Source organism: Herbihabitans rhizosphaerae (genome assembly GCF_004216555.1).
GTDB lineage: Bacteria > Actinomycetota > Actinomycetes > Mycobacteriales > Pseudonocardiaceae > Herbihabitans > Herbihabitans rhizosphaerae.
This window is the reverse complement of record NZ_SGWQ01000010.1, coordinates 65,268-80,614: the sequence shown is the minus strand read 5'-3', so window position 1 is coordinate 80,614 and position 15,347 is coordinate 65,268. Positions and strand designations below refer to the sequence as shown.

Annotated in this window: 15 protein-coding genes; 2 read left to right on the top strand and 13 right to left on the bottom strand. The window is 71.0% G+C overall.

Features of this window, described 5'->3' with window-relative positions:
* Positions 1–26: 26 nt before the first annotated feature.
* From manA to EV193_RS25270, 6 genes are all read right to left on the bottom strand, one after another.
* Entirely contained in the window at positions 27–1,265 is a 1,239-nt protein-coding gene (gene manA, locus EV193_RS25295; RefSeq protein ID WP_130347187.1) for a mannose-6-phosphate isomerase, class I, read from the bottom strand.
* A gap of 42 nt (positions 1,266–1,307) precedes the next feature.
* Positions 1,308–2,396 carry an SIS domain-containing protein gene (locus EV193_RS25290; RefSeq protein WP_130347185.1) on the bottom strand — a complete coding sequence of 363 codons (1,089 nt, stop codon included), beginning with the start codon at positions 2,394–2,396 and terminating at the stop codon, positions 1,308–1,310.
* Positions 2,393–2,605: a Trm112 family protein gene (locus EV193_RS25285; RefSeq protein ID WP_130347183.1), complete on the bottom strand. Its 213-nt coding sequence runs from the start codon at positions 2,603–2,605 to the stop codon at positions 2,393–2,395. The genes EV193_RS25290 and EV193_RS25285 overlap by 4 nt, the downstream gene beginning before the upstream one ends.
* A gap of 48 nt (positions 2,606–2,653) precedes the next feature.
* Positions 2,654–4,009 (bottom strand): phosphomannomutase/phosphoglucomutase, encoded by a 1,356-nt coding sequence (locus EV193_RS25280; RefSeq protein WP_130347181.1) that lies wholly within the window; start codon positions 4,007–4,009, stop codon positions 2,654–2,656.
* A 69-nt stretch (positions 4,010–4,078) separates the two neighbouring features.
* Positions 4,079–4,516 carry a hypothetical protein gene (locus EV193_RS25275; protein ID WP_130347179.1) on the bottom strand — a complete coding sequence of 146 codons (438 nt, stop codon included), beginning with the start codon at positions 4,514–4,516 and terminating at the stop codon, positions 4,079–4,081.
* A gap of 3 nt (positions 4,517–4,519) precedes the next feature.
* Positions 4,520–4,888: a DUF3499 domain-containing protein gene (locus EV193_RS25270; protein WP_130347177.1), complete on the bottom strand. Its 369-nt coding sequence runs from the start codon at positions 4,886–4,888 to the stop codon at positions 4,520–4,522.
* An 87-nt stretch (positions 4,889–4,975) separates the two neighbouring features.
* Here EV193_RS25270 and EV193_RS25265 point away from each other — a divergent pair, with 87 nt between their 5' ends.
* Positions 4,976–5,425, top strand: a complete 450-nt coding sequence (locus EV193_RS25265; RefSeq protein ID WP_130347524.1) for a metallopeptidase family protein — start codon at positions 4,976–4,978, stop codon at positions 5,423–5,425.
* Between the two features lie 119 nt (positions 5,426–5,544).
* On the opposite strand, the gene EV193_RS25260 is transcribed toward EV193_RS25265, so the two are convergent.
* Genes EV193_RS25260 through EV193_RS25245 form a run of 4 tightly spaced genes read right to left on the bottom strand, consistent with a single transcriptional unit; the run spans position 5,545 to position 9,310 of the window.
* The gene (locus EV193_RS25260; protein ID WP_165401501.1) at positions 5,545–6,696 is read right to left on the bottom strand and encodes an NAD(P)/FAD-dependent oxidoreductase; all 1,152 of its coding nucleotides are present in this window, start codon (positions 6,694–6,696) and stop codon (positions 5,545–5,547) included.
* A gap of 15 nt (positions 6,697–6,711) precedes the next feature.
* Complete coding sequence (locus tag EV193_RS25255) at positions 6,712–7,500, bottom strand: amino acid ABC transporter ATP-binding protein (protein WP_130347173.1); 789 nt, start codon at positions 7,498–7,500, stop codon at positions 6,712–6,714.
* Entirely contained in the window at positions 7,497–8,399 is a 903-nt protein-coding gene (locus EV193_RS25250) for an amino acid ABC transporter permease (protein WP_165401500.1), read from the bottom strand. The genes EV193_RS25255 and EV193_RS25250 overlap by 4 nt, the downstream gene beginning before the upstream one ends.
* A gap of 17 nt (positions 8,400–8,416) precedes the next feature.
* Positions 8,417–9,310, bottom strand: coding sequence for an ABC transporter substrate-binding protein (locus tag EV193_RS25245; protein WP_130347169.1), 894 nt, complete (start codon positions 9,308–9,310; stop codon positions 8,417–8,419).
* Between the two features lie 101 nt (positions 9,311–9,411).
* Between EV193_RS25245 and EV193_RS25240 the strand changes: the two genes are divergently transcribed.
* Positions 9,412–10,320, top strand: a complete 909-nt coding sequence (locus EV193_RS25240; protein ID WP_165401499.1) for a MurR/RpiR family transcriptional regulator — start codon at positions 9,412–9,414, stop codon at positions 10,318–10,320.
* Here the strand turns inward: EV193_RS25240 and EV193_RS25235 are convergent.
* From EV193_RS25235 to EV193_RS25225, 3 genes are all read right to left on the bottom strand, one after another.
* Positions 10,317–11,396 carry a DUF2855 family protein gene (locus EV193_RS25235; protein ID WP_165401498.1) on the bottom strand — a complete coding sequence of 360 codons (1,080 nt, stop codon included), beginning with the start codon at positions 11,394–11,396 and terminating at the stop codon, positions 10,317–10,319. The genes EV193_RS25240 and EV193_RS25235 overlap by 4 nt on opposite strands.
* A gap of 31 nt (positions 11,397–11,427) precedes the next feature.
* Positions 11,428–14,766 carry a glycosyltransferase family 2 protein gene (locus EV193_RS25230; RefSeq protein WP_242613657.1) on the bottom strand — a complete coding sequence of 1,113 codons (3,339 nt, stop codon included), beginning with the start codon at positions 14,764–14,766 and terminating at the stop codon, positions 11,428–11,430.
* Between the two features lie 201 nt (positions 14,767–14,967).
* Complete coding sequence (locus EV193_RS25225; protein ID WP_130347163.1) at positions 14,968–15,279, bottom strand: WhiB family transcriptional regulator; 312 nt, start codon at positions 15,277–15,279, stop codon at positions 14,968–14,970.
* Positions 15,280–15,347: the final 68 nt, after the last annotated feature.

Here is a 15,347-nt window from a genome sequence, read left to right as displayed (position 1 = left end):
GATTCGTCCGGATCACCGCGGTAACTCTAGAGCGTGTCGTGGGCCGGGAACTCCGAACCCGCCGTCGCGCGGAAGATCTTCGTGTGTTCGCCGGACGGCCGCACCACCACGTCCGGGTCGGACGCGGCCAGCCACACCGCCTCGCCGCGCCGCATCGACATGCTCGCCGGCCCGTCCAGTTCCACCGCGCCGTCCAGGCAGAGCAGGATCTGCGCGCCGTCGGCGGCCAGCCGCACCGGATCGGACTCGCCGTCGGCCCACTCGATCCGGGACAGCTCGAACTCCGGCGCGTCGGTCGGGTACGTCAGCAGGTGCTTCTGCTCGTCCGGCTCGCCGGTGAGGATCGGCATGTCACCACAGGCGAAATCGAGCACCCGCAACAGTTCCGGCACGTCGACGTGCTTGGGGGTGAGCCCGCCGCGCAGCGTGTTGTCCGAGTTGGCCAGGATCTCCACGGCGGTGCCGTCGAGATAGGCGTGCAGGTTGCCGGCCGGCAGGTAGATCGCCTCGTTCGGGCGCAGCACCAGCCGGTTCAGCAGCAGCGCGGCCAGCACGCCGGCGTCACCCGGGTAGCGCTCGCCCAGCTCCAGGACCGTGCGGCACTCCAACTCGAACTCGCCGTGCTCGCGCACGTGTGTCACACACACGTCGAGCAACTCGGGCAGCAGCGAGTCCAGCGCCGGCTGCGGCAACGTGATCCACGTGGTGAACAGCGCGCGCAGGCCGTCGGAGTTCGGCTCGCCGGCGAGCAGATCCACGTAGCCGGCGAGCTTCGGCGTGGACACCGCGCGCAACAGCTCGACGGTCCGGTGCGGGTCGCGGAAACCGGCCAGCGCGTGGAACTCGGTGAGCGCGCACAGCAGCTCGGGCTTGGCCGTCGGGTCCGGGTAGTTGCGGTTCGGCGCCTCCCTCGGGATGCCGGCCCGCTCCTCCCGCGCGTGGCCCTCGGCGGCCTGCAGCGCGGACGGGTGCGCCTGCATGCTGAGCGGCTCGTCGGCGGCGAGCACCTTCAGCAGGAACGGCAGCCGGTTGCCCCAGCGCGCCGCGGTGGTCGCGCCGAGCTGCCCCTCGGGATCGGCGGCGAGGACGTCCAGCAGTGAGGTCTTCCCGCCGGAGTCGATCACGGAGGACGGATCGCCGGGGTGCGCGCCCAGCCACAGCTCCGCCTCCGGGTGTGGCGTGGGGACGGGACGGCCGAGCAGGTCCGCGATCGCGGTGCGCGACCCCCACGCGTACTCCCGCACGGCGCCAAGCAACTGCTTCACCGAACAACTCCCTCGTGCCCCGACTGTGTCAAGCGTTAGGCGTTAGGCGGCGTAGTGGCCGGTGCCGCCGATGGTTCCCGTTGCCAATCCCAGGTAGAGCGCGGCGAACTCGAACCGCAGGGCCAGTACGGCCGCTCTGCCCGGCTCGTCGGCCGAGATCTCCTCGGCGAGCGCGGGCGCGTCCGCCGTAGGCAGTGCCGCCGCAGCACTCCTGCGAAGAGCGGAGGTCTCCTCGTCGTCGCGCAACCCGAGCAGCAGCACCCTGGGCGGCGTGCCGGTGGGCGACTCGTCGAGATCCGGATCGGCGAAGATGTCGGCGGCGGTGTTGGAACCGACCGCCGCACGGTGCAGCGCCGAGCGGGTCTGCGCCTGCTGGTAGCTCGCCACGTCACACGCGATGCCCGCGTAGCTGCCCAGCGCCTGGGCGGCGTGCGCGGCCACCGCGGTCGCCGTGTCGTCCAGGCCCCACAGCAGCGGGATGCGCTCGGCGAGACGCAATGCGAGCGACTTGGCCGGATTGACGAACGACTCGTGCTGCATGTGATCGCGTTCGGCCTCGCGGTCCAGCTCGTCGGCCAGCGCGTCCACGTCGGCGCGCAGCAGACCGAGTGCGCGGGTGGCCAGCAGGCCGGCGGCCAGGGCGCGGGGCAGTCCGAACCCGGCCGGCACGTCGACCGGTGACGGCAGCGCGAGCGCCCGTCCGGCGGCGGCCGCGGCGACCGGACCGTCCGGCGGCGAGGTGACCACGACCCGCGCGCCGTACCGGGACGCGCGGTCGATCGACTCGGCGAGCACGGCGTCGCCGCCGTCCTCGGTGTGCGCGAGCACCACGTCCAGCGGGCCGATCCACGGCGGGACGATGTCGGTGATCACCACCGGCACCGGGCACGACCGGCCGAGCAGCGCGGCGATCAGCTCCGTCACCGCGGGCCCGAGGCCGGGGCGGGACACCAGCACCAGCGCGCGCGGCGTGCCGGCCAGCTCGTCGTCCAGCCTGATCGCGTTCGCCGCCTCGATCGTGGCGCGCACCTGGGCGCCGGCCCGCGCGACCGCGACCAGCCACCCGTCGCTGTCCGCCTCGGTCAGCCTGGCCGGGTCGTCCAGCAGCGTGTCGTCGAGCACGGCGGTCATTGTTCCCCTGTCACGTCCCCGGCCGGCTCGGTCGCCTCGTCCAGCAGCAGCACCGGAATGCCGTCCGTCACCGGGTACTCGCGGCCGCAGGACGTGCAGGTCAGCACGTCCGCGTCCGGATCGCCGGCCCGGCCGACACGCAGCGGCGCGTGATCGTCGGACGGGCACGCGAGGATGTCCAACAACCGCTGATCAAGCTCGACAGGCATGTTTCCTCCTCGCCGTCCAGTCTGGCACTCGCCGGGGATCGCGCACGTTCAGGCGCGCACGATCGCCAGCACCTCGTCGCGCAGCTTGGCCACCGACGCGTTGTCGGCCGCCTCCACGTTCAGCCGCAGCAGCGGCTCGGTGTTGGACGCGCGCAGGTTGAACCAGGAGCCGTCGGCCAGCTCCACGGTCAGCCCGTCCAGCTCGTCCACGCGCGTGTTCTCCTTGCTGCCAAAGGATTCCCGCACGGCGGCCAGGCGCGCGGCCTGATCGTCCACAGTGGAATTGATCTCCCCGGAGGAGGCGTAGCGGGTGTACTCGGCGGTCAGCTCGGACAGCGGCTCGTGCTGCTCGCCGAGGGCGGCCAGCACGTGCAGGGCGGCCAGCATGCCGGTGTCCGCGCGCCAGAAGTCGCGGAAGTAGTAGTGCGCCGAGTGCTCGCCGCCGAAGATCGCCCCGGTGGTGGCCATCTCCGCCTTGATGAACGAGTGTCCGACGCGGGTGCGCACTGGCTTGCCGCCGTGCTCGGCCACGATCTCCGGCACCGACTTGGAGGTGATCAGGTTGTGGATCACGGTGCCGCCCGGGTCCTTGGCCAGCTCGCGCACCGCGACCAGGGCGGTGATCGCGCTCGGCGGGACCGGCTCGCCGCGCTCGTCCACCACGAAGCAGCGGTCCGCGTCGCCGTCGAAGGCCACACCCGCGTCCGCGCCGACCTCGCGCACCTTGCGCTGCAGGTCCACGATGTTCTTCGGGTCCAGCGGGTTCGCCTCGTGGTTGGGGAAGGTGCCGTCCAGCTCGAAGTACATCGGCACGATCTCGATCGGCAGGCCCTTGAACACCTCGGGGACGGTGTGCCCGCCCATGCCGTTGCCCGCGTCCACCACGATCTTGAGCGGGCGGCTGCCGGACAGGTCGACCAGCGTGCGCAGGTGCGCGGCGTAGTCGGCGAGCAGGTCGCGGGAGTCCAGGGTGCCGGGCGCGACGCCCTCGCGGTTGGGCTCCTCGCGCTCCACCTCGGCGCGGATCTCGGCGAGCCCGGTGTCCTGGCCGACGGGTGCGGCGCCGGCGCGGCAGAGCTTGATGCCGTTGTAGGCGGCCGGGTTGTGGCTCGCGGTGAACATCGCGCCGGGCAGGTCGAGGCTGCCGGAGGCGTAGTACAGCATGTCGGTGCTGGCCAGCCCGATCGTGATCACGCCGACGCCCTGCTGGATCACGCCGGTGGCGAACGCGCTGGCGAGTCCGGGCGAGGACGAGCGCATGTCGTGGCCGATCACCACGGCCGGCGCGGGATGGACGAGCCGCGCGAACGCGGCGCCGATGTCGCGCACCACGTCGACGTCGAGTTGCTCGCCGACCAGGCCGCGGATGTCGTAGGCCTTGAAGACGGCTGACAGGTCACGCACGCGAGCTCCCCGGGACGGTGTAGTGCCTCCGGCGCCGGCAGGCACGGTGTGTGCAGGTGCCGCCGCAGCCTACCGAGGCCGGTTGAACAGCACGTGGTGGTACTCCGCCTTCTCGAAGACCAGCTCGCCGAACTCATCCAACTGCACGGCCTGGACGCCGTATTCCTCGGCCTCGGAGTCGAAGGAGCTGAAGGCCACCTCGACCCAGCGGACTGTGTGCTCCTCGACGACGATCTCCGCGGTGATCGCGCCGCATTCCAGTTCGCCACACTCAGGGCACACGGCGAGTGCGGTGCGCGATCCGAGGTGGGGCGCGGCGCGACCGAACAGTCGGCGCGCGGCAAGGTCCTCAGCGTCGGCACCGAACCAGCCGAACGGGGAGATCCGATCACCCCCGTGCGCGGCGTAGAACGAGCGCCCGTCGATCACGTAGTCCAGGAAGCGACGGGGTGTCTGGGAGCCGACGAGCCGACGGTCGGTCCACGCCAGCTCGAAGGTGCTGGCCACGTATCAGTCGACGACGGGGTCGGGCAGCACGCGCAGGTGGCCGCGGCGGGCACCGGGGCCGGCGGCCTGGGCTTCCGGCTGCGGCTCGACGGGGGCGCTGGTCCGGCCGGCCTCGCGCACGGCCTCGGCCAGCGCGGTGAGGTCGTCGACCGAGGGTTCGGGTGCGGCGAACTCGCCGTCGTAGCGCACGACCTCCCAGCCGCGCGGCACGGTGAGCTTGACCGCGTGCTCCTCGCACAGGTCATAGGAGTGCGGCTCGGTCGACGTGGCCAGCGGACCGACCACGGCGGTGGAGTCGGCGTAGGCATAGGTGAGCGTCGCAACGGCCGCGTTGCCGCATCCGCTTCGCGAGCACTTCCGGACACTCCGCACGATCGGTGACGATAGCGCTTATCCCACCGGTCGGCTCGCAGGCGCACCGGACGACACGCGTGCCGACGCCGTAGAGTCGCCCGGGTGGTGACCTCTTCCTCCGCCGCACGCCGCAGGGCGCGCCGGGACCGCAGGGGACGCGGGCTGCGCGGGCCGCTGCTGCCGCCGTCACTCCCCGCGGCGAGCACCCGGTCGGAGCGGTTCGACGCGCTGGTTCTCGAGGAGCTGGAGCCGATCGAGGAGCGCTGGGGCGACCGGTTGGCGAAGCTGGACGTCGCGGTCGACGAGGTGCCCGAGGTGCCGCACGAATCCGACGCGCAGTCCGGGGTGTTCACCGACGGCGGGGTGCCGCTGGCCCGCCTAGTACCGGCCGGGATGGACAGCCGGGGCGTGCCGACCAGCGCGCGGATCGTGCTCTACCGCCGGCCTCTGGAGGCACGCGCCAAGGACGGCACCGACCTGGCCGAGCTGGTGCGCGAGGTGTTGGTCCGCCAGATCGCCGACTACCTGGGCATCGACCCGGAGACCTTGGACTAGCTACTACAGGGCTACAACCGGGTCGAGCCCGCTGAACCCGTTAGCGCGGCTAAGAGGTTCAGCGGGCTCGACCCGTTAGCCTGGCTCACGACACGCCGGAAAGACCCTGTAGTACCCGGTCAGGTCGGGCAGGCGACGCGGAAGCGGTCGAGGGTGAAGGGGCGCAGTGACTCAGGGCGTTCGCCGGTCAGCGCCCAGGTGGTGAGCGCCTCGGCCACGGCGGGCGCGAGGGCGAAGCCGTGTCCGCTCCAGCCGGTGCCGATGAACACCGAGTTCAGGCCCGGCACGGTGTCGATCACCGGAATCAGATCGACCGTACTGGTGTCGGCCCGGCTGTTGTCGACGGCGAGAACCTCCGCACCGGCCAATTCCGGCAGCGTGGCCGCCAGGTCGGCCAACGTGGCGCGCAGGACGTCCGGAGCGGTCGTGCCGACGCCGGTTACGGGATCCCATCCACCGGGCCGCCCACCGGACAGCATCACCGAGCCCTCGTCGGTCGTCTTCACCGACAACCGGCGGCGAGTGTGGCTGATCTGGTGGTTGAGCGAAAAGCCGGGAGGAGCCGTGACGAAGGCGATCTGGGTCGCCTTCTCCCACATCGGCAGGGAGAAGCCGACCGAGTCGCTGAGCAGACGCGGAGTCGACCGGTTCGCCGCGATGATCACCCCTCGGGTGGCACGCAGCCGGTCGTCGGTGGTCAGGTGCACGACGACGGAGTCGTCAATGCCCGGCACGACTCTGGCCACCCCCGTGTGTTCCCGGACGGTGGCGCCGGACTCCACCGCCGCCTTCGCGAACGCCCTGGTCGTCGCGGGGTGATCAGCGGTGCCGTCGTTCGGGGTGTAGAGCGCGTACCGCACGTCGTCGGCGATTCCCGGTTGCATCTCGTCCAGCCGTTCACGGTCGACGATGTCGCAGGCCACGCCCGCCGCACGCTGTGCCTGGGCTCTGGCCGGCAGACTCTCCCAGCCGAGCACCCCGGCGATCTCGACGTCGTAGAGGCTGAGCATGCCGTTGCGCCGGTAGTGGGTCGACGCGCCGAGCCGCGTTTCCAGCTCGGGCCAGATTTCCTGCGCGCGACGAGCCAGTGGCAGTTCGCGGAGGTCGCGCCCGCCCGCGCGGACGCCCCGCCGCCCTGGGCCGCCGGAGGCACCGGACGCGAATTCGCGCGCTTCCAGCAGGGTGACTTCGGCGCCACGGCTGGCGAGATTCCACGCGGTGGCGGTGCCGACCACGCCGCCGCCGACAACGATGTACTCAACGCTCTGCACGGTGATCCCCTTCGGTCAGCTGACTCGTTCGAGAAAGCGCTTGGTTCGTTCGTGTCGTGGAGAATCGAGAACCTGAGCCGCCGGGCCCTGCTCGACAATTCGTCCTTCGTCCATGAACACGACGGTGTCCGCGACCTGGCGGGCGAATCCGATCTCATGCGTGACGACCATCATCGTCATCTCGTTGTTCGCCAGATCGCGCAATACATCCAGGACCTCACCGACGAGTTCGGGATCCAACGCGCTGGTCGGCTCGTCGAACAACATCAGTTTCGGTCGCATACACAGAGCGCGCGCGATCGCGACCCGCTGCTGTTGCCCACCGGAGAGCTGCGCGGGATAGCTGGCGTGTTTGTCGGCCAGGCCGACCTTGCCGAGCAGTTCCTTGGCATACTCTGTCGCCTTCTCGCGGGGTAGGCGTTGAACGCGAGTCGGCGCCTCGATCAGATTCTGCAGTGCCGTGAGATGGCTGAACAGGTTGAACTGTTGGAAAACCATGCCGACGTGCTGCCGCGCGCGGCAGGTCTCCCGCTTCGTGGTCTCGATCAGCCGCTCACCGGCTCGGCGGTAACCGATCAGCTCACCGAATACCTTGATCACGCCGGCCTGGATCTTCTCCAGATTGTTGATACACCGCAGCAGCGTGCTCTTACCGGACCCGGACGGGCCGATCAGGCAGACGACCTCGCCCGGCGCCACGACCAGGTCCATCTCGTGGAGTACGTGCAGGGATCCGTACAGCTTGTGCACACCGCGGATCTCGACTGCGGCGACGCCGGTTGACTTCTCGGCCAGGTCGATCATTTTCCCGCCTCCAGGGTCAGCCGGGACAGCTTCCGCGCCGTGTAGTCCGAAAGCCCGGCCCTGCCGCGATTGAAACGCTTCTCGACATAGTGCTGCGCGACGGTCAGCACCGCGGTCAACACGAGATACCAGAAGGTCACGACCAGCAAGAGTGGAATGGTTTCGTACGTCCGCGCATAGATGATCTGCGCGCTGTAGAGCAATTCGGGCATGGAGATGACGCTGACGATCGACGTTGTCTTCACCACACTGACGAACTGGTTGGTCAACGGCGGCACGATCGCTCGCATGGCCTGGGGAAGGACGATTCGCCGTGTCATGAGCCAACTCGACATCCCCAGCGCCTCCGCCGCCTCGCGCTGGCCGTGGTCCACGGAGACCAGTCCAGCCCGGAATATCTCCGCGCAGTAGGCGGACTCGTGTAGGGCGAGCCCGATTATCGCGGCGCCGGCCACGGTGATGACCGTATTGGTTTCCATCGTGAACAGGATCGGACCGAACGGCACGCTGAGTGAGATCTCCGGATACAGCGCGGCCAGGTTGTAGAGCAACAGGAGCAGCACCAGCAATGGCACAGCGCGGAACAGCCAGATGTAGGTGCCCGCGACCGCGTTGAGCACCCTGTTCGAGGACTGCCTCATCATCGCCAGCGCCATGCCGGCCAGAATCGACAGGGCCATCGCGATCAGCGCCAGTTCGATTGTCCGGACAAGACCGAGCAGAATGGACTCGCTGAACAAGTAGCGGCCGAACGCCGGCCACGCGAAATTGTCGTTCGCGAACGCGGATCTGAGTGCCAGGAAGACGAACAGCACCACCAGTGCGCCCGCGATCCAGGTCCCGTACTTGCTCCTCGGCACGATCCGGGACGGGATGTCGTTCTTGTCCCTGGCGGTCATGGCATCTGAAATCACTGTCATGGCCTTCCGCTCAGAAGATCAGTGGAGTCGAGCTGGTTTTCCTGTAGCTTCCATTTCTCCAGAATCTTGTGGTACGTCCCGTCCGACAGCAGCGCTCGAACCGCGTTGTGGACCGGAGCCGACAATGGCGAGTTCTTCTTGAGGGCGGCGGCCACGAGAGACCGCTTGTACCGACCGGCCAGGCGGAACAGCTCCGGCGACGTGTTCGCCACATATTGCGTGGGCGAAATCGACATGTACAGGACATCGATTCGACTGCTGCGCAGGGCGAGCACCGTCGCCGTCCCGTCCGGGAAGAGGCTCAGACGCCACGAGGGGCGTCCGGCCTTGGGGCACGTATCGGCCGCCTCGTCCAACTGCCCCTGCTGAACGGATCCGACTATCACGCCGACCGCGCGGCCGCACAGATCCAGATAGGACCGCACCGGGAAGTTCGTGTCACTCCTGGCGAGAAAGCCCTGCCCGCCGTTGTAATACGTGACGAAGTCGGCGCTCTTCCTGCGCTCCTCGGTGGGAGCGAGCGAGGCGAGAACCACGTCGAATCGCCCGGCCGCCAAACCCGGGACGATCGCGTCGAGATTCGTGGGAATCGGGTTCGCTCTCAAACAGAGCACATCGGTGATCGCCTGACTCATGTCACGGTCGAAACCGACGATGGAGTGGTCTTCCGCGTGATACGCCATGGGCGGACTGTTCGGAACCATCCCGACCAGGAGTTCGCCGCGCTGCCGGATCGGTGCGGGCACGCTCGCGGCCAATTCCGGAGCACAGCGCCCCCGCGGACGGTCCGTCAGACCGGGGTCCGCCGAGGTCGACGCGCTCAAACCGCAGCCCACCAGGGCCAGTGCTTGGAACAACGACACAACGATCAGCCACGAGCTTCGCCGCATCTCACTACCTCCGCCCGCCGAGTGGTATGTCCGCCCTGCAGTGATGTAGTGTCTACTTCATGAAATCGCAGATGTCTAGTGGGTGCTAGATGGAGCCATCGTTGACGAAACGAATCGCCCAGGTCAGGGAGCAACTGAGCGACAGCGGTCTCCGCGTGGTCGACTTCCTCGCCCTACACCCCGCGGAGGCCTCGGTGTTCTCCGCGCAGGAGATCGCCGACCAGGCAGGCGTCAGTGACGCGACGGTCATCCGAACCGTCAAGCAACTGGGCTACGGCGGGCTCGGTGAGCTGCGCCGCGCGGCCGCCGCCATGCTCAACCAGGTCCGTGACCCGGAGCAGACCCTCGCCGAGAACCTGACCCAGTCCGACGACAGCAGTCAGCTGCTGGCCAAGATCAGCCTGGACGCGGCGCATCTCGCGCGCGCTCTTCCGCGCACCGTCCCCGCCGAGGCGTTCGACGCCGCCATCAAGACCCTCGCGACCGCGTCGGACACCCTGATCGTCGGCTACGGATCGGCCGAACCCGCGGCCATGGCGATGTCGCTGGGGCTACGGCGAATCGGGCGGAGCGCCACCGCGACCGCGCTGACCGGTTACAACTTCGCCGACGCACTCGGCCAACTCGGCCCCCGGTCGGCGCTGGTCATCATCGCGCCACTGCGCCATGTTCGCGAACAGGACGTGGCGATCAGCGAAGCGGCCCGCATCGGCTGCCCGGTCGTGCTCATCACGGAGATGTTGGCCAGCCATTTCGCCGACCGGGTGGCCACCGTGCTCGTCACGCCCTCCACGGACGATCTGCTGCCCGGCCCCGAGATCGCGAACCTTCTGCTGGTGGACGCGTTGATCCTCGGTGTGGCCGCCGCCGACCCCGACCGGGCGCTCGACAGTTGGAAGACCACCAACCGCCTGCGCGCCGACATCGTGGGCGGAAACCTCGACGTGCCACTGCACCGGTCCACGGCCTCACGAGCCGCCCAGCCACGCGTCCCGCCCGACTCGCGTTAGGACCGGACCAACGACAAGATCGTGCCGCCGGCGGGGTCGCGCTTCCCGTCGACCTGGTCGATCCAGGCCGCGCGGACGGCGTCCGGCTCGGACGCGCGGGTGATCGGCCAGGTGCGCGCGACGCCTTCCAGGTACTCCGACTCCGCACCGCTGATCATTTCGGGCAGCTCCCGCGAGCCGATCTCGGCGGTGCGCTGTTCCAGGTAGGTCGGCGCGAAGAAGATCTCGGACTCGCCACCGCCCTCCTGGGGTGCGGCCAACCCGGAGATCTCACTCATATGCGTGCCACCGACGCCGAGCGTCCAGGACAGCCCGTCGCCGAAGCGCTCGTGGACGGCGCGCCGGATGTCGGCCGAGCCGGCGATGTCGATCAGCATGACCGGGCCGGCCAGGTCCGCCGAGGCGATGTCGGAGTAGGCGACCGCGCGGTCGTAACCGGCGAGCCCGGCGACGAACTCGGTGTTGGCCGCCGAGGTGAGCCCGACCAGCGCCGGCCGCTCGGCACGCCGGGCCAGGCACCACGCGGTGGCCGCCGCCGTCTTGCTCGACGCGCTCGTGATCAGCACCGTCGCCGCGTCCCGGAACCCTTGCGCGGCAAGGAAATCGTCGATCAGCCAGGCCGAGGCGAACAGCGGTCGGATCAGCGACTGGAGCTCCTCGGTGTGTGCGTCGGGAGCGGACGCGGGCAGGTAGTTGTTGTACATCGCGGGCAGGGCGCGGCGGTGCTCGGCGTCGTCGACCACCGGTCCGCCGTGCGCCACGGGTTCCAGGATCGCGTGGCTGGACATCGGCCAGTAGCCGTAGAACCGGTCGCCGACGGCCACCGCGCCGGTCGCGGACTCGATCACCTCGGCGAAGCCCCAGGCGGGCACCTGGCCCCAGCCGTCCTCGGCCGGGTAGAAGCCCCAGTAGCCCATCACGTCGCCGAGCAGGGCGTAGGTGACGTTGTTGGAGGTCAGCGCGAACCGGTCGACGCGGAAGCGGGCCTGCCCCTCGCGCAGCGGGGCGAACTCGGACTCGCGGACCTCGCACCGGCGGTGATCGTCACGCCGGACGAGCAGGTCTGTGGTGTGCACGCGCTCGACGCTAGCCGGCACCACCGACAGTTCACGGGCGCCGGGACGGGATCGCGGTCAGCAGCGCGAACAGCACCACCGCGCCTTGCGACAACAGCAGCACGCTGCGCAACGCCGACGAGTGCTCCAGCCGGACCTCGGCCGCCCGCGTCGGCACGGCCACCCCCACCAGGTCACCCCAGGAGCGCACCACCGGCACCTGCCGCCCGTTCACCGTCGCCCGCCACCCTGGCTCCTCCTCGGCGGCGATCACCAGCAGCCGTCCGTCCGGCCCGTCGGACACCCGCGCGGCCACGTTCGGCGGCGCGGCCTCCACCGGCACGATCCCGCCGGCGCCCAACTCGCTCGGCGGCGCGCCGCCCGTGGTCGCCCGCTTGGCCATCTCCGGGGACAGCAGCACCGCCGCACCGCCGGCCGGCTGCAGCCGCAGCACCGGCCGACCGTCCGAAGTGGACGGTGCGTCGGCGACCAGATCGCCGGCCGCCGCGCGCAGCCCGGCCGCCGCCGATTCGTCCGGCAGCACAACGAAAGCGACACCCGAGGTCGCCGCGTCCGCCACCGCCGCCCGCGCCACGGCCGGCTCCGGCGAGCGCAGCTCACTGTCCAATCGGGACAGTCGAGCGGTCGCGGACGGCACCGGCACCAGGTCGTCGTCGCCGAGCCTCGGCGCACGGCCGGCACTCTGGCGCACCGGCTGCCCGCCCGCGGCCAGGGTGAGCACCGACCGGTTCGTGTTCTCCAGTTCGTGCCGCAGCGTCGAGGCGAGGCCCACGCCGTCGTCCGCGCGCAGCGGCCCCTTGCGCCCGGCGAGCACCGAGCCGGCGGCGAACGACAGCACGGCGAGCGCGCCGAGCACCGCGGCGACCCGGGCCACCGCGGCCGGCCCGAGCACCGGCCCGCCGGGACGACAGGCGGCGAGCACGGTCAGCAGCAGTCCCCAGCCGGCGACCAGCAGCACCGGGCCGGTCCAGCCGTGCGCGTCCGGCCCGCCGACCAGCGGGCGCGCCGAGAGCTGGCTGACCACGACGACGCCGGCCAGTCCGAGTGCGGCCAGTCCGAATCCGGGCAGCATCGACCGGCTGGGCCGCAGCACCAGCGCGATCAGGACGGCGAGCAGCACGAGCGCGCCGAGCACCGGCGCGGCACCCGGCCCGCCGGGGTGCAGGGCGAGCAGGTCGACCGTGGACGCCGACGTCTCGGCGACCCACGCGCCGACGCCGTGCAGCACCACGCCCGGGTGCTGGATCACCACGGCCGGCCAGGGCAGCAACAGCGCCAGCGGCAGCAGCACGATCGCGAACAGCGCGGCGACCCGGCGCCGACCGTCACCCCGGTGACCGGGCACCATGACGAACCCGCCGAGTGCCGTGAGCACCAGCAGCAGGTGCACCAGCGGTGAGAACGCGCCGATCACCGCGAGCCCGATCGCCGAGCCGGCCGCCGTGGACAACCACGCCGTCGAGCCGGTCGCCTTGCGCCCGCGCACCAGCAGGCCGGCGATCCCGGCCACCACGGGCGGCAGCATCACGTGCACGATCACCGCGTCCAGCCGTCCCTGCGCGACCGCGGCGGTGGCCGGCGGCAGCAGCGCGTACGCGGCGGCGACCAGCGCGCGCACCCAGCGCGGCACCGGCAGCTGGCGAGTGGCGATGTACGCGCCGAGGCCGGCGAGCGGCGCGTCGAACAACAGCAGCAGCGCCACCGCGGCCGGCACCGCCCCGAACGGCGCGAGCACCCCGCCCAGCACGCCGAGCACCGCGAGGGCGGCGGGCGCGGGCGCGGCGGTGCCACCGGTGACCGGGTGCCACGCCGCGAGGTAGTCCGACCAGGTCGCGCCGAGCTGGCCGGCCGGGAGCAGCCGCCCGCCGGCGAGGTCGAGCCCGAGCCGGTCCCAGTTGGTCGCCAGTGACACGACGAGCAGGCCGATCAGGAGCAGCAGCGGCGGCGCGAGCAGGATCTGCCGCACCAGGTGCCGACGGTCGACCTCGACGAACACGATCTCCTCGTGCTCGACCGGCTGATCGGTGCGCGGACGTGGCGACGGCCGTGGCCGGGGACTCGGGCGCACACCGGTGGGCGCGGTCGCCGGCAGTGTCGTCGTCGGCAGGGACACCGCGACGGTGGCCGGCCTGCGCAGCCCAGCCCGCCGCGTACGGGACACGCCGACCGCGCCGGCCGGCATCGCGTCCGGCCCGACCGGACGGCGCTCGCCGTCGGAGGTCTGGGCGACCCGGTGCGTGTCCGGCAGCCGGCCCAGCGCCGCGTCCGCCTCGATCCGCCGCCGCGCCATGTGGGTGAGCAGGCTGCGCAGGCCGTTGCGCAGCCGCGTCCACCTGCTGGTGAACAGTCCGCGCACGCCGCCGGAGCTGACCACCTCGCGAGCGGCGACACGGCGGCGGGCCCGGGCGGCACGGATGTCGGCCCGCCCGCCGAGCACGTAGCGGGCCGCGTACAACTCCGCCCCCGCGTCGCCGAACCGGCGCAGCACGTCGTACCCGATCGTCCGCAGCAGGCACAGCAGCACCAGCCGGGGAACGCCGATCACCAGGGAGAACGTGGAGCAGTTGACCAGGAACGTGCGCAGCCCGTGCGCCCGGTCGGCGCGCCGGAACGTGCCAGTGCCGTTTCCTGGGACCGCGTCCGGTGCGCGCAGCCCCCGGGTCGCCGCGCGCGCGTGCCTGATCCGCGCGGACGGCACGCACAGCACGACGATGCCCACGCGGTTGGCGCGCCAGCCGAAGTCGATGTCCTCGCGCAGCAGCGGCAGGTGCTCGTCGAACCCGCCGAGCCGGTGCCACAGCTCGCGGCGCACCAGCAGGCCGGCGCTGGACACGGCGAGTACCTCGGTGCTCTGCTCGAACGGGTGGGAGCCGCTCTCGCCGTTGTGCTGGATCTTGCCGCGGTCGAGCTGGCCGGGGCGGAACCCGGTCTGCCGGTGGCCGGACGCGTCGGTGGACAGGCCCGCCTCCACGACTAGCCGCTGATCGTCCCAGTCCAGGGCGAGCGGGCCGAGCACGCCGGCCGACGGTGACGCCTCGGCGGCGGTGAGCAGCGTGGCGAGGCAGTCCGGCTCGGGCGCGCTGTCGTCGTGCAGCACCCACACCCAGCCGCCCGGATCGCCCCAGCGTTCGACGGCGTGGTCGACCGCGGCGGCCACGGCGGTGGCGAAACCGGTGGTGCGGTCCAGGGTGAGCACGCCGTCCAGCTCGGCGTCGGCGAGCAGGCGCGCGGTGTCGTCGGTGGACCCGGTGTCGACCGCGATCACGTGCCTCGGGCGCGGGGTGGACGCGGCCAGCGCGGCGAGCGTGTCGGGCAACCAGTCGGCGCCGTCATGGCATACGAGCACGGCGAGCACGGGAACGGTGCGCACGGCCGGCGGTGTGCCGGAGCCGCGAGGTGTTCTGCGGGGCACTAGTGGGGACTCCACTGTGGACAGTCAGCGGGGACCGCGCGGTGGGGGAACCGGGGAGGCACGCGGTCACCTCCTCGCTCGACTAGCCGCGCGAATGGACAGGCGCAGCCTGGCAGAACGGACTCCTCGGGTCGAGTCGCCCGTTCGGCCGTGCGCCGCCTAGACGGCCCGCTTTTTCAGCTTGCGCCGCTCGCGCTCGGACAGGCCGCCCCAGATGCCGAAGCGTTCGTCGTGTGCCAGGGCGTACTCGAGGCACTCGGAGCGCACCTCACAGCCCTGACAGATCCGCTTGGCCTCCCTGGTCGAGCCGCCCTTCTCGGGGAAGAACGCCTCCGGGTCGGTCTGCGCGCACAGCGCGCGGTCCTGCCACTCCTGCTCTTCGGTCTCGTCGAACAGATCAGCGAGAGCATCCCACTCGTCGGTTGGGTGCTCCCCCCACTCCACGACGCGACCTCCTTCGATTCCCTGCATGTCCGTCCGCCTCCTCGCCTTTCGCACTCCCCGCGTTGGCGGACACCACTCGCCAGAACGGCGAATGA

Coding starts and splice junctions, on each gene's coding strand:
- EV193_RS25290 (WP_130347185.1), bottom strand. CDS start 2,396: ATGACCGCCGTGCTCGACGACACGCTGCTGGACGACCCGGCCAGGCTG.
- EV193_RS25285 (WP_130347183.1), bottom strand. CDS start 2,605: ATGCCTGTCGAGCTTGATCAGCGGTTGTTGGACATCCTCGCGTGCCCG.
- EV193_RS25255 (WP_130347173.1), bottom strand. CDS start 7,500: ATGATCGACCTGGCCGAGAAGTCAACCGGCGTCGCCGCAGTCGAGATC.
- EV193_RS25250 (WP_165401500.1), bottom strand. CDS start 8,399: ATGACCGCCAGGGACAAGAACGACATCCCGTCCCGGATCGTGCCGAGG.
- EV193_RS25245 (WP_130347169.1), bottom strand. CDS start 9,310: ATGCGGCGAAGCTCGTGGCTGATCGTTGTGTCGTTGTTCCAAGCACTG.
- EV193_RS25225 (WP_130347163.1), bottom strand. CDS start 15,279: ATGCAGGGAATCGAAGGAGGTCGCGTCGTGGAGTGGGGGGAGCACCCA.